Here is a 17572-nt window from a genome sequence, read left to right as displayed (position 1 = left end):
TTTTTATAAACTTTTATAAATCACAGTGGTTAACCTCCTATACTTTATTTAGTCAAGGGAAGATATTCGCCTAAGGTTATATATGTGCAAGTCAGAATCATATCAAACGATTAACAAACGATAAAAAAAGAACACATAGCATATATGTGTTCTCTTTTTCAGAAATTATTTTAAGTTTTCAGGGTTTAATCCTTTTAATTCTTCGATTACGAAAAGACCATCTTTACGGATTAAAACGTCATCGAAATAGATTTCTCCTCCACCATATTCAGGACGTTGGATACAAACCATATCCCAGTGGATATTTGAGTTGTTACCGTTGTAAGCTTCATCATAAGCTTGACCAGGTGTAAAGTGGAAGCTTCCATCAATTTTTTCATCGAATAAGATGTCTCCCATTGGGTGTAAGATGTATGGATTTACACCAATTGCGAATTCACCGATAAAGCGTGCACCTTCATCTGTATCAAAGATTTTATTGATACGCTCAGTGTCGTTAGCAGTTGCTTCAACAATTTTACCTTCTTTGAATTTAAGTTGAACATTTTCAAAAGTAAATCCATTGTTAGGAGATGGCGTGTTGTAAGAAAGTGTACCATTTACTGAATCACGAACAGGCGCTGTAAATACTTCACCATCAGGAATATTCATTTCACCAGCACATTTAATAGCTGGGATATCTTTAATTGAGAATGTAAGATCAGTTCCAGGACCTTTAAGTTGAACTTTATCTGTACGGTTCATTAATTCAACAAGAGCATCCATTGCTTTGTCCATTTTACCGTAATCTAAATTACATACATCAAAATAGAAATCTTCAAATGCTTCAGTGCTCATTTTTGCTGATTGAGCCATTGAATCAGTTGGGTAACGTAGTACAACCCATTTAGTTTTTGGAACACGAATTGCTCTATGTACTTTTTGGCCTACAGTTTTACCATGGATTTTAGTTTTTTCGTCTGGTACATCAGAAAGTTCATTAATATTAACACCTGAACGTAAACCGATATAAGCGTCCATATCTTTCATTACATTTGCTTCGTATTCTGCTACTTTATTAAAGTGTTCTTCAGTAGCACCCATTAATAATGCGCGATCTACTTTATGATCCTTGATTGATACGAAAGGAAAGCCACCAGCAGCATATGCTTCTTTAACTAAAGCTGTAACTAATTCAGTTTCAAGCTTAAAGTTTTCAATTAAGATTTTCTCTCCTGGTTGTAATTTTACTGAGTAATTGATTAAGTTTTTAGCTAATTTTGAAATACGTGGATCTTTCATTGAAAATTCCCTCCAATAATTATAACTATATACCTATTGTAAACTATTTAGTCAGTTTTGTTTACTAAAGTATTCTTTTTTTACTAAAGAATTTGAAAACTTGTTTTACGACTAGTTTAGTGTTTGGTAAAATTTGTAGTATAATACCAAATAAGTGATTAAATTTGTGGAAGGCTATGAAGGAAAGGGGTTATTTCGAATGGATTTAATTTCTATTAGTGCATTAATCGCAGCAGTTGCATTTGTGATTTTAGTTGTATTTATTAGTCGTACTTTATTCCGACTAGAAAGGGTATTTAGAGGTGTAGAGTCTACTATTGCTGAAACACAAAAAGATTTACATAATGTTTGTGTTGAAGCCGTTCAATTAGTACATACTTCGAATCATTTAGCAAATGAGGCTAAAATTTTTGTGAATAATTCGAATGAACTTACGAAAGATATGCGTGAACGAGCAAAATCCCTTGATGTATTAGCTAAATCAGTCGAAGAAGTCGGAGTTACAATCTCAGAAATGAATGAAAAAGTACGAGATACTGCTAATAATGTATCGAATACTGTAAAAGTTAGTACTGAAAAAATGTCCCAATTGGTAAATTGGGGAAATACAGCAATGGATTTATGGGAAAAGTACAAAACGAAGCGTGAGGGAAAAAAGAGAAATGGTAAATCGAATATCAACGATTCAACAGTTTGATGAACTAATTAACAACGATGAGAAATTTGTGTTTTTAAAGCATAGTACAACATGCCCAATTAGTCATGCAGCTTATACTGAATTCTTAGCATTTGCATCTGCGTATGAGAATGTACCATTGTATTTTTTACAAGTTCAAGATGACAGAGAATTGTCTAACTATATTGCTGAGAAAACGGCAATTAAACATGAATCTCCTCAATTATTTATTTTTGAAAATGGAGAAGCAGTTTATAATACTTCTCATTTTTCAATTAAGAAAGATTCAATTGAAAATGCTTTATTAAAAAAATAAAAAAACTGCACCTTAAAATCGTAACTTAAGGTGCAGTTTTTTATGTTGTTTGAAAAATACACAAAAAGTTTGATACTCAGACTGATTGAAAACGTTTGCCTTTCGAGGCGCGAAGTTACCTTTGTCGGTAATGAGCACCGGAGGCAGGTGAAGCAACGAAGAAAGCGAGCGTTTGACGGGCAGTCTTTAGATTTATTCTACGTCAAAACCAGCAGCTTTCCACGCCGCAGTACCACCATCGATATATGCTACATCAGTGAATCCCATTTTTTTAAGTAAATAAGCTCCTAAAGATGCTTGGCCACCTGCACCACATGTAACAAGAACAGGGCGATTTCGATCTGCTAATTTAGGCTCGCGTAAATGTTCTGGTAATTCTAAATCAGCACGGATTGGTAGCATTCCAAGTGAGATATTCAAACTGCTTGGTATTAATCCGCATGCACCAGCATCAGCTGCGTCTTGTACATCAATTACTAATGTTTCAGGATTAGAATTAATTTTTTCACGAGCATCTGCTGAACTGATTCCTTGAACATTGTCACGTGCTTCTCCAACCATTTGTTTAAAAGTAATTGCCATTTTTACTCCTCCAGTATAATGAAAATAGAAATCCCTAAATTTGGAAATCTCATCTATACAATACACCGAAAGTCTTATGCAATTCAAATTGATGGAGCAAATCATAGAATTTATAGGAAAAAAGTAATGGGAAAATAAAATTAAAACAAGGGAAATGAAGTTAGGTGCAGAAATTATTTATAGTTAAATTATTTTTACATATAAAATCGAGCGTTGAAAGAAGGAGTAAATATGCAAGAAACATATAAATTTAAAACATCAAATCAGCATTTGCATGCATCTTTTAGTAACGAATATGTACCAATTCAATTCATTCGTTCTGGTGATTCGATTGAATTTGATACGATTGATATCGGGTGGGGGTATTCGCATCATAATGGAGAAAGAATAAGATTCGAGTCAAGGGAAAAGGAAGAAGAATGGGGTCATCCTATGATTGGTCCAATTTTTGTAGAAGGTGCTAAACCGGGGATGACTCTTGAAATTAAAATAAACGAATTAAAAGCTGGCTGGTACGGCTGGAATTGTGCAGGTGGTAAAAAGAATTGGCAAAATAACGCATTAGGTATTTCAGAAGAACTAGAAGTGACATTAAATTGGCTAATCAATGAAAAAAACAATACAGCGAAGACTACAATAAGAGATATGGAAGTTTCGGTACCATTAGTACCATTTTTAGGAGTCCTAGGTACAGCTCCATCTGAATCGGGTGTTCATTCAACTATACCACCGAGATATTGTGGGGGAAATATCGACTGTAAGGAGTTGGTTGAAGGTAGTACTTTGTATTTACCTATAGCCGTTGAAGGAGCACTTTTTTCTGCGGGTGATGGACACGCTGCACAAGGAGATGGTGAAGTATCTGGACAAGCGATCGAATCTCCATTTGATAAAGTGAATCTAACTCTTACAGTAAGAAAGGACATGCAGATTAATATGCCACGAGCTAACACACCAGCAGGGTGGCTTACATTTGGCTTTGATGAGGACTTAAATATAGCAACTAAAACAGCATTAAATGGTATGGTCGAGTTAATTCAAGAGCTATATGCTATTGAAAAAACAGAAGCAGTTGCTTTAGCTAGTGTTTGTGTTGATTTGAGAATAACTCAAATTGTTAACCATGTTAAGGGTGTCCATGCTGTTTTGCCTCATAATATTAATATCACTTCAATTTATAAAAATGAATAGATTTGAAAATTGGAGGTTAGTTTAATGCCTTTTTGTACTTTAAATAATGTTGACATAAACTATGAAATAATGGGAGAAGGAAAACCAATCGTTATGATTCATGGGTTTACTCCAGACTCCAGATTAATGCAAGGTTGCATGGAACCGATTTTTACTAAGAAAAACGGTTATAAAAGAATTTACTTTGATCTTCCAGGTATGGGTAAAACAAAGGGCGATACAAACATTAATACGACAGATGATATGCTGAACATAGTCTTAAAGTTTATTGATACGATCATACCAGGTCAATCATTTTTATTAGCCGGAGAATCTTATGGGGGATATTTAGCACGTGGAATTATTGCTAATAGACCTGAAAAAGTAAAAGGTGCTGCTTTTATTTGTCCGGTGATTATTCCTGAATTTGAGAAAAGGTTGCTCCCAAGTCATACAATCATAGTGGAAGATAAAACTTTCATGAATCAATTAAATGAACTTGAAGAAACTGATTTTCGTTCAAACAATATTGTTTTAGATAAGAAAACTTGGGTCCGTTATAAAAATGAAATTGCAAGCGGATGTTCAATCGCCGATCAAGAATTCCTATCTAAAATAAAGAAAAACTATGGATTTTCATATGAAATAGATGCAATTAAGTTTAATGCTCCTAGCGTATTTTTATTAGGTCTACAAGACTCGGTCGTAGGATTTAAAGACGCATTTACTATTCTTGAAAAATTTCCAAGAGCAACATTTGCAATTTTAGATAAAGCTAGCCATAATCTTCAAATAGAACAAGAGGATCTATTTTACTCGCTGATCACTGAATGGTTAGACAGAGTATTAGAAGTAGAACAAGGACGTACTATTACTAATAATTAAGTTAAAAAAGAAGAGTTATTTTTTATAACTCTTCTTTTTTATTTGGTCTCGCAACTATCCCCAACAAGAATACAAAATATTCACTAAAAAAACATTTTATTAAAATAATGCTCATGTTTTGATTAGCTTTCAATAAAGTGTCATAATAACAAATGAGATATTGGTATTTGCAAGGAGGATTTAATTTGACTAAAAATGATTTAGAACAACTTAGAATTGAAATAGACGAAATTAATCATCAAATATTTGAGTTATTAAATAAAAGAGGCGAAATCGCTAAGAAAATTGGAATAGCAAAAATTGATCAAGGCGTTAAACGTTATGACCCGGTCAGAGAACGTAAGATGCTAGATCATATTGCCGAAATCAATGAAGGTCCGTTTAGTACGGCTACCCTCCAACATATTTTTAAAGAAATTTTTAAAAGTAGCTTAGAACTTCAAGAAGAAGACGATAAAAAAGTTCTTCTTGTTTCAAGAAAAAGAAAATCAGAGAACACGATCGTTAATGTAAATGGCGTTAATATTGGTGATGGAAGCCCAATTATTATTGCTGGTCCATGTGCAGTTGAGAGCTATGAACAAGTTGATTCTGTAGCGAAAGTGTTAAAGGAACAAGGAATCAAAATTATGCGTGGTGGTGCATTTAAACCACGTACTTCTCCTTATGACTTCCAAGGGCTAGGTGAAGAGGGATTAAAGATTTTAAAAGAAGTTGGCAAAAATCATGGGTTGGCAATTATTAGTGAAATAGTAAGCCCAGAACATATTGAAATGGCATTAGATTATGTTGATATCATTCAAATCGGCGCAAGAAATATGCAGAACTTTGAATTACTAAAAGCAGCAGGTTCTGTAAATAAACCAATCTTATTAAAAAGAGGTTTATCAGCGACAATCGAAGAATTCATTTATGCAGCTGAATACATCATGTCAGAAGGCAATCAAGAAATTATTTTATGTGAACGTGGCATAAGAACTTATGAAAAAGCTACGAGAAATACATTAGATATAACAGCTGTTCCAATTTTAAAACAAGAAACACATTTACCAGTATTAGTAGATGTTACACATTCGACAGGTAGAAGAGACTTACTAATACCTGCAGCAAAAGCGGGACTAGCAATTGGAGCAGATGGTATTATGGCAGAGGTTCATCCAGATCCTGCTACTGCTTTAAGTGACTCATCTCAGCAAATGAATTTTGATCAATTTGACCAATTTATGTCTGAAGTTAATTCATTCATAAATCGATAATCAACATAAAAGCGCTGGCTGAAGAAAATCAGTCGGCGCTTTTTGAATAATTTGTGAACGTTTGTTTTAAATTAGCAATATATAGTGATAAACTACGAATAATTTACATTTTTTTCTAATAGGTGTATTGAACGAATATTCGTTTCACTATAAGATAGAATGAAGCACTATTTTTGTGGAATATTACGTTTTATGACTATTTTACCTAAATAAAAAACAAACTACATAATAGATAGAATAAAATAGAGGAGTGATGAAAATGACGGTTACGATTTATGATGTAGCACGTGAGGCAAACGTTTCCATGGCTACAGTTTCACGAGTAGTTAATGGTAATCCAAATGTTAAACCTACTACACGAAAAAAAGTAAACGAAGCAATCAGCCGTTTAGGATATAGACCAAATGCAGTAGCAAGAGGACTAGCTAGTAAAAAAACAACTACAGTTGGTGTAATTATTCCAGACATTTCAAATACTTTTTATGCAGAACTAGCACGTGGTATTGAAGATATTGCAACGATGTATAAATACAATATTATCTTAAGTAACTCAGATGAGAATGTTGAGAAAGAAATTACATTAATAAATAATATGTTAGCAAAACAAGTTGACGGAATTTTATTTATTGGTGGAACAATTACTGATATTCATCAAGAAGAGTACGAAAAGGCTGGCGTTCCAATCGTATTAGCGACTACATATGATGAAGCTAATAAAATCCCTTCAGTAAATATCGACTATGCTCAGGCGGCATTTGATGCAGTAGATTACTTAATTAAAAAAGGTCACCAAAAGGTAGGATTCGTAAACGGACCTACTGAAACGAATATTATTGGATTAAGTAAGTTAGAAGGATATAAACGTGCTTTGCAAGAAAATGGAATCGAATTCGATGAAGAGTTAGTAACATATGGTGATAATACGTATGAATCAGGAAGTGAAGCTTTTGAAGCTTTCCATGAGCGTAATATTATTCCGAGCGCGATTTTCGTAGCATCTGATGAAATGGCGATTGGTGTAATCCACAGTGCCCAAGACCACGGAATATTAGTACCGAATAACCTTGAAGTTATTGGATTTGATAATACAAGGCTGGCATTAATGGTGCGTCCAAAATTATCATCTGTTGCTCAACCAATGTATGATATTGGTGCAGTTGCAATGAGATTATTAACGAAGTATATGAATAAAGAGACAGTGGAAGATCATACAGTCATACTTCCGCATCATCTTCAAATTAGACAATCTACAAAGTAAATGATGAAAGTAGCTTAGAATTTTAGTGATTCTAGGCTTTTTTGTTTTTATGGGTAAGAGTAAGTTTGGAGTCCTCAAATAAAGTTTAAATAAAAGAAGAACTGCAAATAAAACCCGAGAATCGCAATTAAAAATAGTTAAATAGCAAATAAAACTTTGTAAACTGCAAATATATCAAAAGAATACATATACTGGTAATCGTATTTTACATCTTTATTAACAGTTAATAGGTAGTTTTTAATATTAAACTAGCAAATTTGTTCTAAAATCTAACTATGAACAAACAATATTTGAATTACAGTCTACTTTTTTTTCATAATCAAAGAACCACCTGAAATTAAAAAACGCCGTCGAGGTACCCTCTCAGGCGGCGCATAGTATTTAAATAAAAGGTTTCTTTTGTTGAATGTGCAATGGCTCAAGTGCACGGTATAAGACTTGTTCATTGTATTCCTCAATTTCCTTTTTCCTTGGAATAGGCTTTACGATAGAGGGATTGTCTGTCCAAGTTGCAGGTAACTTAACATTAGCAATTTTCTGCCATTTTTTTAGCCAATTATCCGGTATTAGGTTAGAAGTTGGTTGTTGATTTGTCATAGCTAGCCATACTTGTGACCAAGCTCTTGGTACTACTCTCCAGTAATCGTACCCTCCTCCAGCAACAGCAATCCATTTGCCATCGCAATATTTATGGGCGATTTCGTGAGCGATTTTTGGGATTTCCTCGAATGTTTTCATTGTCGTACAAAGATGAGTTAATGGATCGTAACAATGTGAATCTGAGCCATTTTGGGTGAGAATTACATCAGGTTTGAAGTATTGAGCTATATCGTTTATTGCTTTTTTATAGCTTAATAGAAATGATTCATCCTCGGTGAATGCATCAATTGGAATGTTAAATGAGTATCCGAAACCTTTACCTTGTCCTCTTTCGGTTACCGCACCTGTACCGGGAAATAGATATCTACCAGTTTCATGGATAGAGAGTGTGCAAACAGTCGGGTCATCATAAAATGCCCACTGAACTCCGTCGCCATGGTGTGCGTCCGTATCTACATATAACACCTTTAAACCATATTTCTGTTGAATATATTTTATGGCGATTGCACAGTCATTATAAACACAAAAACCAGAGGCTTTTCGTTTAAAACCGTGATGTAGTCCACCACCTAAATTAAAAGCATGGTTGGATTTTCCTTCCAGAACGGCATCTACTGCTGTTAAAGTGCCACCAACAATTAAAGAACTGGCCTCGTGCATATTTTTAAAAATGGGTGTATCTTCAGTTCCAAGTCCAAATTGTTCGGCGATATTTGAACTAACTGGTTCGCGGCTTGCTTTTTTAACTTGTTCGATAAATTGTAAATCATGAAAAAGGAGCAGTTCGTTATCTGTTGCCAATCTTGGTGGAATAATATCAGCATCATTTAATAGATTACTAGATGTTAATAGTTCATAAACTAATTGAGAGCGAATCGGATTAAATGGATGTTTTTCGTTGAACTGATAGGCATGGTATTCTTCGCTATATACTAAGTATGCATCCTTTTTCAACATGATTCACTCGCTTCATTTGGCCAAAGAATTTTATATCCTTCAGTTTTTAAAGTTTGAATGATCTTAAGTGGATTCATCGTTTGAATTCTAAATACAAGAACCTTATGATCCACTTCCTTTGCAGGGTAAACAAGGACACTTACAATATTAATGTTTTCTTTAGAAAATACGTTTACAACGTCACTTAAAATGCCTGGATGATCATGGACTAAGATTTCTATTTGGGAGCTAGGTTGATATGCTCCTGTTAACGTTACTAGAGTGTGTAATACATCAATTTCAGTGACAAGTCCTATTAATTTTCCACTAGATACGACAGGTAAACAGCCTATTTTATATTGATAGAAATAAGTTGCTACTTCTTCAACAAAGTCAATTGGACTACAAGTAATGACATTAGTAGTCATAATTTTTTCAACAGAAACCTCAAGTACAGATGAAAATGCTTGTGGAAAAAGTGTTGAAGGTAAAGCATCACGTACATCTCGATCAGAAATGATTCCAACCACTTGATCAACTTCATTAATGATTGGAATATGACGTACATCACCTGTTCGAAAAATGGTTACCGCATCACCAATTGTATTTTCTTTTTTTAAAGTAATGTTTGAACTGCGCATAATATCTTGAATAAGCATTATTTTGAATCCTACCTTTCGAGATTAAAGTTCAATTAGTACATATATCTTTGTAAAAAGCGTAGTGCGTCAAATGCTTGAATTTCTTCAGTTGTTACTCGTTTTCCCATTCTTACCATTAAACAGTTTGCTGGATGGGAACAGATTTCAGGATCATCAGTTGCAAATTGGATGAGCCCACCGGCATTCATCATTTTTTCCATCATTTTTCGATATTCCCATACATTTAAACCAGTACCTTTTAAATCCCAATGCCAATAATACTCTGTTGTGATAATGATATAGTCTTCCATTGCATCATCTAGCATTGAGAGAATTAACATGTTTTTGGCAACTGAAAATCCTCTAAATTCAGGTATTACTTCAATTGCTCCAAGCTCGATTAAATTTTCTAGAGTTGTTTTTGACCATCTTTCAAGTGGGTCTGGATATAAATAAGTTACGTAACCTACTATTGTTTGATCAAGTCTAGCAATAATAATTCTAGCTTCAGGTAGACTAGCGATTTCAACAATTGCTTTATGTTGCTGTGCTGGTTGTCTAAAAGATGTTAAATTTTCATGAAAATGATATGTTTCAAGTAAGGCAGATTCGACCGGTCCCTCTATAATTAATTCACCATGCACAGTTTGAATTGTTTTTGAAAAATATTTTTTTGGGTGATCCAATATTTCTCACTCCCTTTAGAAAACACCTTTTTAATAATCATACTAAAAAATGCAGGAAAGACATACAGGAAAAAAAACAGTATGTGTCTAATACATATAAATGGATAATTTATTAAAAATACTGAAAATTAAATCTTATCATTGTATAATGATAGTAGAGAATATCAAGGAGGGATTTATATGAAGGTGGAAGCGCTTCCTGTAAAAAACGGACAATTTAATTTAAAAAACTATGAGGAAACTTATAAAAATTTTAAGTGGGAAGATGTAGAAAAAGAGTTTTCTTGGTATACAACACAAAAGTATAATATGGCTTTTGAAGCTATCGATCGTCATGCAAATTCTGATCGAAAAGATAAAGTTGCTTTGTATTACAAAGATGATAAGCGAAATGAAAAATATACGTTTGAAGAAATGAAAAATAATTCAAATAAGGCTGCAAATGTTTTAAAACAATTCGGAGACGTTGAAAAAGGTGATCGAGTATTTATTTTCATGCCTCGTCAACCAGAATTGTATTTTGCACTTTTAGGAGCTTTAAAATTAGGTGCTATTGTTGGACCTTTATTCGAGGCATTTATGGAAGGCGCTGTTAAGGATCGTTTAGAGGATAGTGAGGCAAAGGTATTAGTCACAACGCCAGAATTATTATCACGTGTTCCAGTTAATGATCTACCTGCGTTAAAAACAATCTTCCTTATAGGTGATGACGTTGCAGAAGGCGGTAAATTTGTAGATTTTAAGGCTCGTTATAAAGAGGCGAAGGCAGATTTTGAGATTACATGGTTAAATCGTCATGATGGTTTAATTTTACATTATACTTCTGGGTCAACTGGAAAACCAAAAGGTGTTCTTCACGTTCAACAAGCGATGATTCAACACTATCAAACTGGTAAATGGGTGACGGATCTTCAAAAAGATGACGTATATTGGTGTACAGCGGATCCAGGTTGGGTAACTGGAACTTCTTACGGTATTTTTGGCCCTTGGTTAAATGGTGCTTCTAACGTGATATTAGGAGGGCGTTTCAGTCCAGATGCTTGGTATGAAACAATTCAAGAATTCGGCGTAACGGTTTGGTATAGTGCTCCGACAGCATTCCGTATGCTTATGGGTTCAGGGGAAGACATTATTCAGAAGTATGATTTAAGTTCACTTCGACATATTTTAAGTGTTGGTGAGCCTTTAAATCCAGAGGTAGTTCGTTGGGGAGCAAAAGTATTTAATTTACGAATCCATGATAATTGGTGGATGACTGAAACTGGAGCTTCATTAATTTGTAACTATCCATGTATGCCAATTCGCCCAGGTTCAATGGGTAAACCATTCCCTGGAGTCGAAGCAGCTATTGTTGATAATAACGGTAATGAAGTTGTTCCATATACGATGGGAAATCTAGCAATTAAAAAGGGTTGGCCATCGATGATGAACACAATTTGGAATAATGAAGCAAAATTCCAATCATATTTCTTAAATGATGAATGGTATGTTTCAGGTGATTCAGCATATATGGATGAGGATGGATATTTCTGGTTCCAAGGTCGAGTAGACGATGTAATTATGACTTCTGGTGAGAGAGTAGGTCCATTTGAAGTCGAAAGTAAGCTTGTCGAGCATCCTGCGATTGCAGAAGCTGGTGTAATCGGTATACCAGATCCTGTAAGAGGCGAGATTATTAAAGCATTTGTTGCGCTAAGAGATGGTTATGTTGCTTCAGATGAATTGAAGGAAGAAATCCGTAACTTTGTAAAACTAGGACTAGCAGCTCATGCAGCACCTAGACAAATCGAATTCCGTGATAAATTACCAAAAACTCGAAGCGGAAAAATTATGCGAAGAGTATTAAAAGCATGGGAGTTAGACCTTCCAACTGGTGATTTATCAACGATGGAAGATTAATAACAAAAAAACCATTGGAAAAGATCCAATGGTTTTTTTCTGTTCTAAAATTTTCGATCGGAGCCACCACCGCCGGAGCTTCCTCCGCCACCGCCTCTTGGACCGCCGCCACCTGATGAGTTTAATAGTGCAGGTAATAAATTCAAAATGAAATAAGTAAGTACACCATTAAAGAACATCATATCAATGATGATGATCGCGATCACAATCGCAATGATGATGAATACTTTTAAATTGTCCCACAAATTACTTGTTTTAGAATGGCCAGTTTGTTCAGAGCCATTTAATATAACATTATATAGTGATTTATACGTGTTTGTTAATGCAAGGGATTCTTCACCTTTTTTCAAATATGGAATAGCGCTCTGGTCCAGAATGTTACCAGATCTAATATCTGTTACAACTCCTTCTAAACCATATCCTACTTCGATTCTTATTTGTCTGTCTTTTTTAGCATATAACAAAAGAACACCATTATTTTTCTCTTTATTACCTAAACCATATTTTCGAAATGCTGTATTAGCATACTCTTTAATATCATTTCCTTCCAGACTTGGGATTGTTAATACCGCAAGTTGTGCGGAGGTAGTGTCCTCTAACTTTTTCCCTAATTGAATTAGAGTTTGTGTATCTTCTCTGTTAAGAACATTTGCATAATCTTGTACATAAATGTCTCCTACTTGAGAAGGTACTTTAATTTCAGCATTTACTCCTGTAGCAAATGAAAAAAGAAATCCTATTAGGAATATTGATGAGAGAAATTTTCTCATTTATTACCATCGCCACTAAAGTCAACCTCAGGCGTAGCTTTATCTTTTTCAGATACTTCAAAGTAATCCTTCTTCTCGAATCCAAAAGGTCCAGCTACTAGTACACCCGGGAATTTTTTGATTTTTTGGTTGTAAACAGTTACAGCATCATTATAATCTTTACGAGCAATAGCTAGTCGATTTTCAGTTCCTTCTAGGCTATCCATTAATGCTTGGAAGTTTTGATTTGATTTTAAATCAGGATAGTTTTCAACGACTACTAATAGACGGCTTAGTGCTCCAGATAATTCTGCGTCAGCTTTACTTTTATCAGCAGTCGTTTGAGCACCAGCTAATTTTGCGCGTGCATCTGTTACTGAAGCAATCACATCTTTCTCTTGTGTAGCATATCCTTTTACTGTATTTACTAAGTTTGGTATTAAATCTGAACGACGTTTTAGTTGGTTATCAACTTGTGACATTTTATTTGTTACATTTTCTTCTTGAGTCACAAAGCTATTATAGCTTCCGACACCCATAAAGATTAGAACGACTACAATAATTAAAGCAATCCATATTCCTTTATTCTTCAAGAAAAAACACTCCATTTCCAAAATATGTATTTTTAAAGATGTTAGTATTAATATTTAACCATATTATTTGATATAAAGCATTTTTATTCAAATATTGAATGACAATTTAAATAAAATTAATAAAAATTTAATTATCTATTTGACTTAAACGTTTTATTTGTGATATAAATGTTTCATAACATTTTAATAGTGAGCGTTGAAAGGCTTAGTAGTGTGAATGGTATTGGATCAGAGAGCTAATGGTTGGTGAGAATTAGTACAGACATTGACACGAATTACACCCTGGAGCATTCTTTTTCGAAATTTGTTTAATGCAAATTAGGATTAGAACGGTTAACAGCCGTTAATTGTCTGAGAGGTAGCTAGTTTTATTAGCTACAACTAGGGTGGTACCGCGATTATAATTATTCGTCCCTACTGTTTATCAGTAGGGACTTTTTATTTTGTTTAAACGACGTATAGAGCATAGAAGGGGTGGGCTAAAAATGGAAAATATCTTACAAGATTTAGAATTTCGTGGATTAATTAATCAAATGACAGATGAAGAAGGTCTACAAAAATTATTAAGCGAAGAATCTGTTTCATTATATTGTGGTTTTGACCCAACTGGTGATAGCTTACACATTGGTCACTTATTACCAGTGTTAATGTTAAAGAGATTTCAAGTTGCAGGTCATAAACCAATTGGTTTAGTAGGTGGAGCAACTGGAATGATCGGTGATCCAAGCGGTAAGAAGGCAGAACGTACGTTAAATACTACTGATACAGTAAAAATGTTCAGTGAACGAATTCGTACACAATTATTACCATTTTTAAACTTCGAAGGTGAAAATGCTGCTAAAGTAGTTAATAACTTTGATTGGACAGGCGAATTAGATGTTATTACATTTTTACGTGACATCGGTAAAAACTTCGGATTAAACTACATGCTAGCTAAAGATTCAGTTGCATCTCGATTAGAAGCAGGTATTTCATTTACTGAATTTAGTTACATGATTTTACAATCATATGATTTCTTAAAATTATACCAAGACCATAACTGTAAATTACAAATTGGTGGTAGTGACCAATGGGGTAATATTACAGCGGGTATGGAATTAATCCGTAAGACAGAAGAAGATTCAAAAGCTTTTGGTCTTACAGTACCTTTAGTAACAAAAGCTGATGGTTCTAAATTTGGTAAAACAGAAGGCGGAGCAGTTTGGTTAGACCCTGAAAAAACAACTCCATACGAATTCTACCAATTCTGGATTAATACAGATGACCGTGATGTAGTTAAATACTTGAAATACTTTACTTTCTTAACTAAAGAGGAAATTTTAGAGCTAGAGAAACAATTTAATGAAGCACCAGAACAACGTATTGCTCAAAAAGCATTAGCTGCTGAAGTAACGAAACTTGTTCACGGTGAAGTGGCTCTTGATCAAGCGATTAAAATTACAGAAGCATTATTTAGTGGATCTGTAAAAGAATTAACGGCTGCTGAAATCAAACAAGGTTTTAAAGACGTACCTTCATTTAATTTAAGTGAAGCAGAAAAAGGATTAGTAGACTTACTAGTTGAAGCAAAAATTTCTCCATCAAAACGTCAAGCACGTGAAGATGTACAAAACGGTGCGGTTTATGTAAATGGAGATCGTATACAGGATGTTGCAACTGTGTTAACTAAACAAGATGCAATTGAAGAGCAATTTATTATTATCCGTCGTGGTAAGAAGAAATACCACTTGGTTACATTATAATATCGAACAAACAGTGAACGAAAAAGCAGTAGTTTGATTGGTAGTAGCTCAGAGAGCGAGTGGTTGGTGAAAACTCGTCTACACAATCAAATGAATTACATTTCGGGAGTTTTCTTTTCGTAGTTAGTTGATCTAATGAAGGGAAGAACGTAAATCTACGTTACAGATTCGAGTGATAAGGAATTTTTCTTTTATAAGTATTTATTTCTTATAACTAGGGTGGTAACGCGATCGAGGTCGTCCCTATATTTTATAGGGGACCTCGATTTTTTATTGCACTTTAAGAGGTATAAATTGGCAGCGATGATCCTTGCTCGACGTAGTAACCAATTCTAGGAATAAGTATAAGTAAAACTTCGTCTCTGCCATCGCCTAAAAAGCTCGTCAATCAACGAGTTTTCTTAATCTATTTTTGAAAGGGTGAAAATTATGGAGATATTTGCAACGAGAGATTACAGAATATTGGCAAAACTTAATGAAGGTGTACAAAACCTACACGCTGATTTATTTCCAGAGTTTTTTAAAGTTCATAATCCGGCTGAAATAACTGAGTTTTTCAAGAGCGTAGTTGATAAACCAGAGCATCATTTTTTCGTCGTTAAAGATGTCGAAGAATTAGTCGGTTATGCTTGGATTGAAATAAAAAATATTCCTGAAGGACCGATTAAAAAGGCTTTTCGATTAGGTTATGTTCATCAGATCAGTATTAGTGAAGAAAAAAGAAATAAGGGATACGGTTCATTCTTAATCCATAAAATTGCTTCATTTGCTCGTGAGAGTAATCTTTCTAGAATTGAGCTAGATTATTGGATCGATAATAAAAATGCAAGAAGCTTTTATGAGAAACTTGGGTTCGTAAAGTTTCGAGAACACGTATATATGGATATATAAATAAGGGAGAGTATATAAAATGAAAAATATTGAATTAGGTACGTTAATCGTACTGTTTGCAGTTATTATGTCTAGTTGTCTAGTTATATTAAAATCAGATCCACAAATTCCGCTTCTTTTATGTGTTGTTTGTTTAGCTGTATTTGGATTATTTAAAGGATTTAAATGGGAACAGATTGAAAATGGGATGAAAAAGGGTATTCAAAAAGGATTGTCACCTACATTAATCTTAATGATGATTGGTTTATTAATTGGTTCTTGGATGCTAAGTGGTACAGTACCAACTTTATTATTTTACGGAATTTCTGTTCTATCAGCTAAATGGTTTGCAATCAGTGCAATTTTTATTACAATCATCGTTGCTAGTTTTACAGGTAGTACATTTACAACAATTGCTACAGTCGGTGTAGCGTTAATGGGAATCGCTCATATTATGGGGATTCCACCAGCAATTGCAGCAGGTGCGATTATTAGTGGAGCGTGTTTTGGTGATAAAATGTCACCAATCTCAGATACAACGAATTTCGTTCCAAGTATTTTAGGAATAAAAGTTAATGAACATATTCGACACATGGCATATACAACAATTCCAGCATTAATTGTAACAGTTATTTTATTTTTAATCATCGGTATGGGTCATGGAAATACAGATATGGCGCAAGTTACAGAAATGAAAAAAGCAATTTCATCTAGCTTTGAAGTAAATCCGTTATTATTAATCCCATGTTTAATTGTTTTTATTATGGCATTTAGAGGTTTTTCAACCTTACCAACAATGTCGGCTGGTATTGTTAGTTCATTAGTTTTAGCATCTTTCATTCAAAAGGATATTACGCTTGCAAAAGTGTTTACAACATTACAAAATGGATTCCAAACGGATACAGGAAATGAAATGCTTAATTCGATTGTTAACCGTGGAGGATTGCAATCGATGATGTGGTCGGTGTCATTAATATTTATTGCACTTGCTTTAGGCGGATTATTACAAGAGCTACGTGTATTCGAGACATTAATACAGTCATTATCTAATTTGAAACGCAATGGGAATATTGTTATTGCAAGTACATTATCTGCAATGAGTGTAAATCTTTTAACAGGTGAACAATACTTATCGATTCTACTTCCTGGGCAATTATTAAAAGATGTATTTATCAAAAAAAATATTCCACTTAAAAACTTATCGCGTGCATTAGAAGATGGCGGAACACTTTTTAATCCAATCGTTCCTTGGAGTGTAAGTGGAGCATTTTTTGCTTCAACATTAGGAGTACCTGTTATTGATTACTTACCGTTTTCATTCGTATTATTTATTACACCATTATTCAGTATGTTAGCCGCTTTATTGGGTAAAGGATTAGAAGTTGAAAATAAAGGTGAAAGTTCAAGAAATGCCGCATAAACAAATTGTTTC

The 17572-nt window shown here is 34.0% G+C and carries 17 protein-coding genes and 2 other annotated features; of the genes, 10 read left to right on the top strand and 7 right to left on the bottom strand.

The window, feature by feature from the left end:
- Positions 1–165: 165 nt before the first annotated feature.
- Positions 166–1281 (bottom strand): aminopeptidase, encoded by a 1116-nt coding sequence (locus ABEY15_RS05555; RefSeq protein ID WP_429888979.1) that lies wholly within the window; start codon positions 1279–1281, stop codon positions 166–168.
- A gap of 199 nt (positions 1282–1480) precedes the next feature.
- Here ABEY15_RS05555 and ABEY15_RS05550 point away from each other — a divergent pair, with 199 nt between their 5' ends.
- Together ABEY15_RS05550 and ytxJ are read left to right on the top strand one after the other, a co-directional pair.
- Complete coding sequence (locus ABEY15_RS05550; RefSeq protein WP_025671368.1) at positions 1481–1978, top strand: DUF948 domain-containing protein; 498 nt, start codon at positions 1481–1483, stop codon at positions 1976–1978.
- Positions 1944–2273, top strand: a complete 330-nt coding sequence (gene ytxJ, locus ABEY15_RS05545; RefSeq protein WP_097979144.1) for a bacillithiol system redox-active protein YtxJ — start codon at positions 1944–1946, stop codon at positions 2271–2273. The genes ABEY15_RS05550 and ytxJ overlap by 35 nt, the downstream gene beginning before the upstream one ends.
- 192 nt (positions 2274–2465) lie before the next feature.
- Here ytxJ and ABEY15_RS05540 read toward each other — a convergent pair whose 3' ends face one another.
- The gene (locus ABEY15_RS05540) at positions 2466–2855 is read right to left on the bottom strand and encodes a rhodanese-like domain-containing protein (RefSeq protein WP_429888977.1); all 390 of its coding nucleotides are present in this window, start codon (positions 2853–2855) and stop codon (positions 2466–2468) included.
- A 231-nt stretch (positions 2856–3086) separates the two neighbouring features.
- Between ABEY15_RS05540 and ABEY15_RS05535 the strand changes: the two genes are divergently transcribed.
- The 4 genes from ABEY15_RS05535 (at position 3087) to ccpA (ending at position 7424) form a co-directional block, all read left to right on the top strand.
- Positions 3087–4046: an acetamidase/formamidase family protein gene (locus tag ABEY15_RS05535; RefSeq protein WP_429888975.1), complete on the top strand. Its 960-nt coding sequence runs from the start codon at positions 3087–3089 to the stop codon at positions 4044–4046.
- Between the two features lie 24 nt (positions 4047–4070).
- A complete protein-coding gene (locus tag ABEY15_RS05530) occupies positions 4071–4910 on the top strand; it encodes an alpha/beta fold hydrolase (RefSeq protein WP_429888973.1) in 840 nt (279 codons plus the stop codon).
- A gap of 185 nt (positions 4911–5095) precedes the next feature.
- The gene (locus ABEY15_RS05525; protein ID WP_088013485.1) at positions 5096–6166 is read left to right on the top strand and encodes a bifunctional 3-deoxy-7-phosphoheptulonate synthase/chorismate mutase; all 1071 of its coding nucleotides are present in this window, start codon (positions 5096–5098) and stop codon (positions 6164–6166) included.
- Positions 6167–6425: 259 nt separating this feature from the next.
- Positions 6426–7424 carry a catabolite control protein A gene (gene ccpA, locus ABEY15_RS05520; RefSeq protein ID WP_429888971.1) on the top strand — a complete coding sequence of 333 codons (999 nt, stop codon included), beginning with the start codon at positions 6426–6428 and terminating at the stop codon, positions 7422–7424.
- Positions 7425–7805: 381 nt separating this feature from the next.
- Here the strand turns inward: ccpA and ABEY15_RS05515 are convergent, their stop codons facing one another.
- Genes ABEY15_RS05515 through ABEY15_RS05505 form a run of 3 tightly spaced genes read right to left on the bottom strand, consistent with a single transcriptional unit; the run spans position 7806 to position 10287 of the window.
- Positions 7806–8978, bottom strand: a complete 1173-nt coding sequence (locus ABEY15_RS05515) for an acetoin utilization protein AcuC (RefSeq protein ID WP_429888983.1) — start codon at positions 8976–8978, stop codon at positions 7806–7808.
- Positions 8975–9619 carry an acetoin utilization AcuB family protein gene (locus ABEY15_RS05510; RefSeq protein ID WP_429888970.1) on the bottom strand — a complete coding sequence of 215 codons (645 nt, stop codon included), beginning with the start codon at positions 9617–9619 and terminating at the stop codon, positions 8975–8977. The genes ABEY15_RS05515 and ABEY15_RS05510 overlap by 4 nt, the downstream gene beginning before the upstream one ends.
- Before the next feature lie 35 nt (positions 9620–9654).
- Complete coding sequence (locus ABEY15_RS05505) at positions 9655–10287, bottom strand: GNAT family N-acetyltransferase (RefSeq protein ID WP_091023612.1); 633 nt, start codon at positions 10285–10287, stop codon at positions 9655–9657.
- Positions 10288–10467: 180 nt separating this feature from the next.
- On the opposite strand from ABEY15_RS05505, the gene acsA reads away from it, so the two are divergent.
- Positions 10468–12186 carry an acetate--CoA ligase gene (acsA, locus tag ABEY15_RS05500; RefSeq protein WP_429888969.1) on the top strand — a complete coding sequence of 573 codons (1719 nt, stop codon included), beginning with the start codon at positions 10468–10470 and terminating at the stop codon, positions 12184–12186.
- Between the two features lie 44 nt (positions 12187–12230).
- Here the strand turns inward: acsA and ABEY15_RS05495 are convergent, their stop codons facing one another.
- Entirely contained in the window at positions 12231–12956 is a 726-nt protein-coding gene (locus ABEY15_RS05495) for a TPM domain-containing protein (protein ID WP_429888967.1), read from the bottom strand.
- Positions 12953–13528 (bottom strand): LemA family protein, encoded by a 576-nt coding sequence (locus tag ABEY15_RS05490; RefSeq protein ID WP_069034636.1) that lies wholly within the window; start codon positions 13526–13528, stop codon positions 12953–12955. Before ABEY15_RS05490 ends, ABEY15_RS05495 begins: the two co-directional genes overlap by 4 nt.
- 187 nt (positions 13529–13715) lie before the next feature.
- Positions 13716–13947: a binding site (T-box leader), on the top strand.
- Positions 13948–14013: 66 nt separating this feature from the next.
- On the opposite strand from ABEY15_RS05490, the gene tyrS reads away from it, so the two are divergent.
- The 3 genes from tyrS to nhaC all read left to right on the top strand — a co-directional run bounded on the left by tyrS (position 14014) and on the right by nhaC (position 17560).
- On the top strand, positions 14014–15270 hold the full coding sequence (tyrS, locus tag ABEY15_RS05485; protein ID WP_429888965.1) for a tyrosine--tRNA ligase: 1257 nt from the start codon (positions 14014–14016) through the stop codon (positions 15268–15270).
- A gap of 4 nt (positions 15271–15274) precedes the next feature.
- Positions 15275–15518 (top strand) — a binding site (T-box leader).
- 181 nt (positions 15519–15699) lie between these two features.
- Positions 15700–16161: a GNAT family N-acetyltransferase gene (locus tag ABEY15_RS05480; RefSeq protein ID WP_429888964.1), complete on the top strand. Its 462-nt coding sequence runs from the start codon at positions 15700–15702 to the stop codon at positions 16159–16161.
- A gap of 19 nt (positions 16162–16180) precedes the next feature.
- Positions 16181–17560: a Na+/H+ antiporter NhaC gene (gene nhaC / locus ABEY15_RS05475; protein ID WP_429888963.1), complete on the top strand. Its 1380-nt coding sequence runs from the start codon at positions 16181–16183 to the stop codon at positions 17558–17560.
- The last annotated feature ends 12 nt before the right edge of the window (positions 17561–17572 follow it).

The organism is Gottfriedia acidiceleris (assembly GCF_050457485.1).
Classification (GTDB): domain Bacteria; phylum Bacillota; class Bacilli; order Bacillales; family Bacillaceae_G; genus Gottfriedia; species Gottfriedia acidiceleris_D.
The sequence above is the reverse complement of the archived record's forward strand: the minus strand, read 5'-3'. Positions and strand labels throughout refer to the sequence as shown.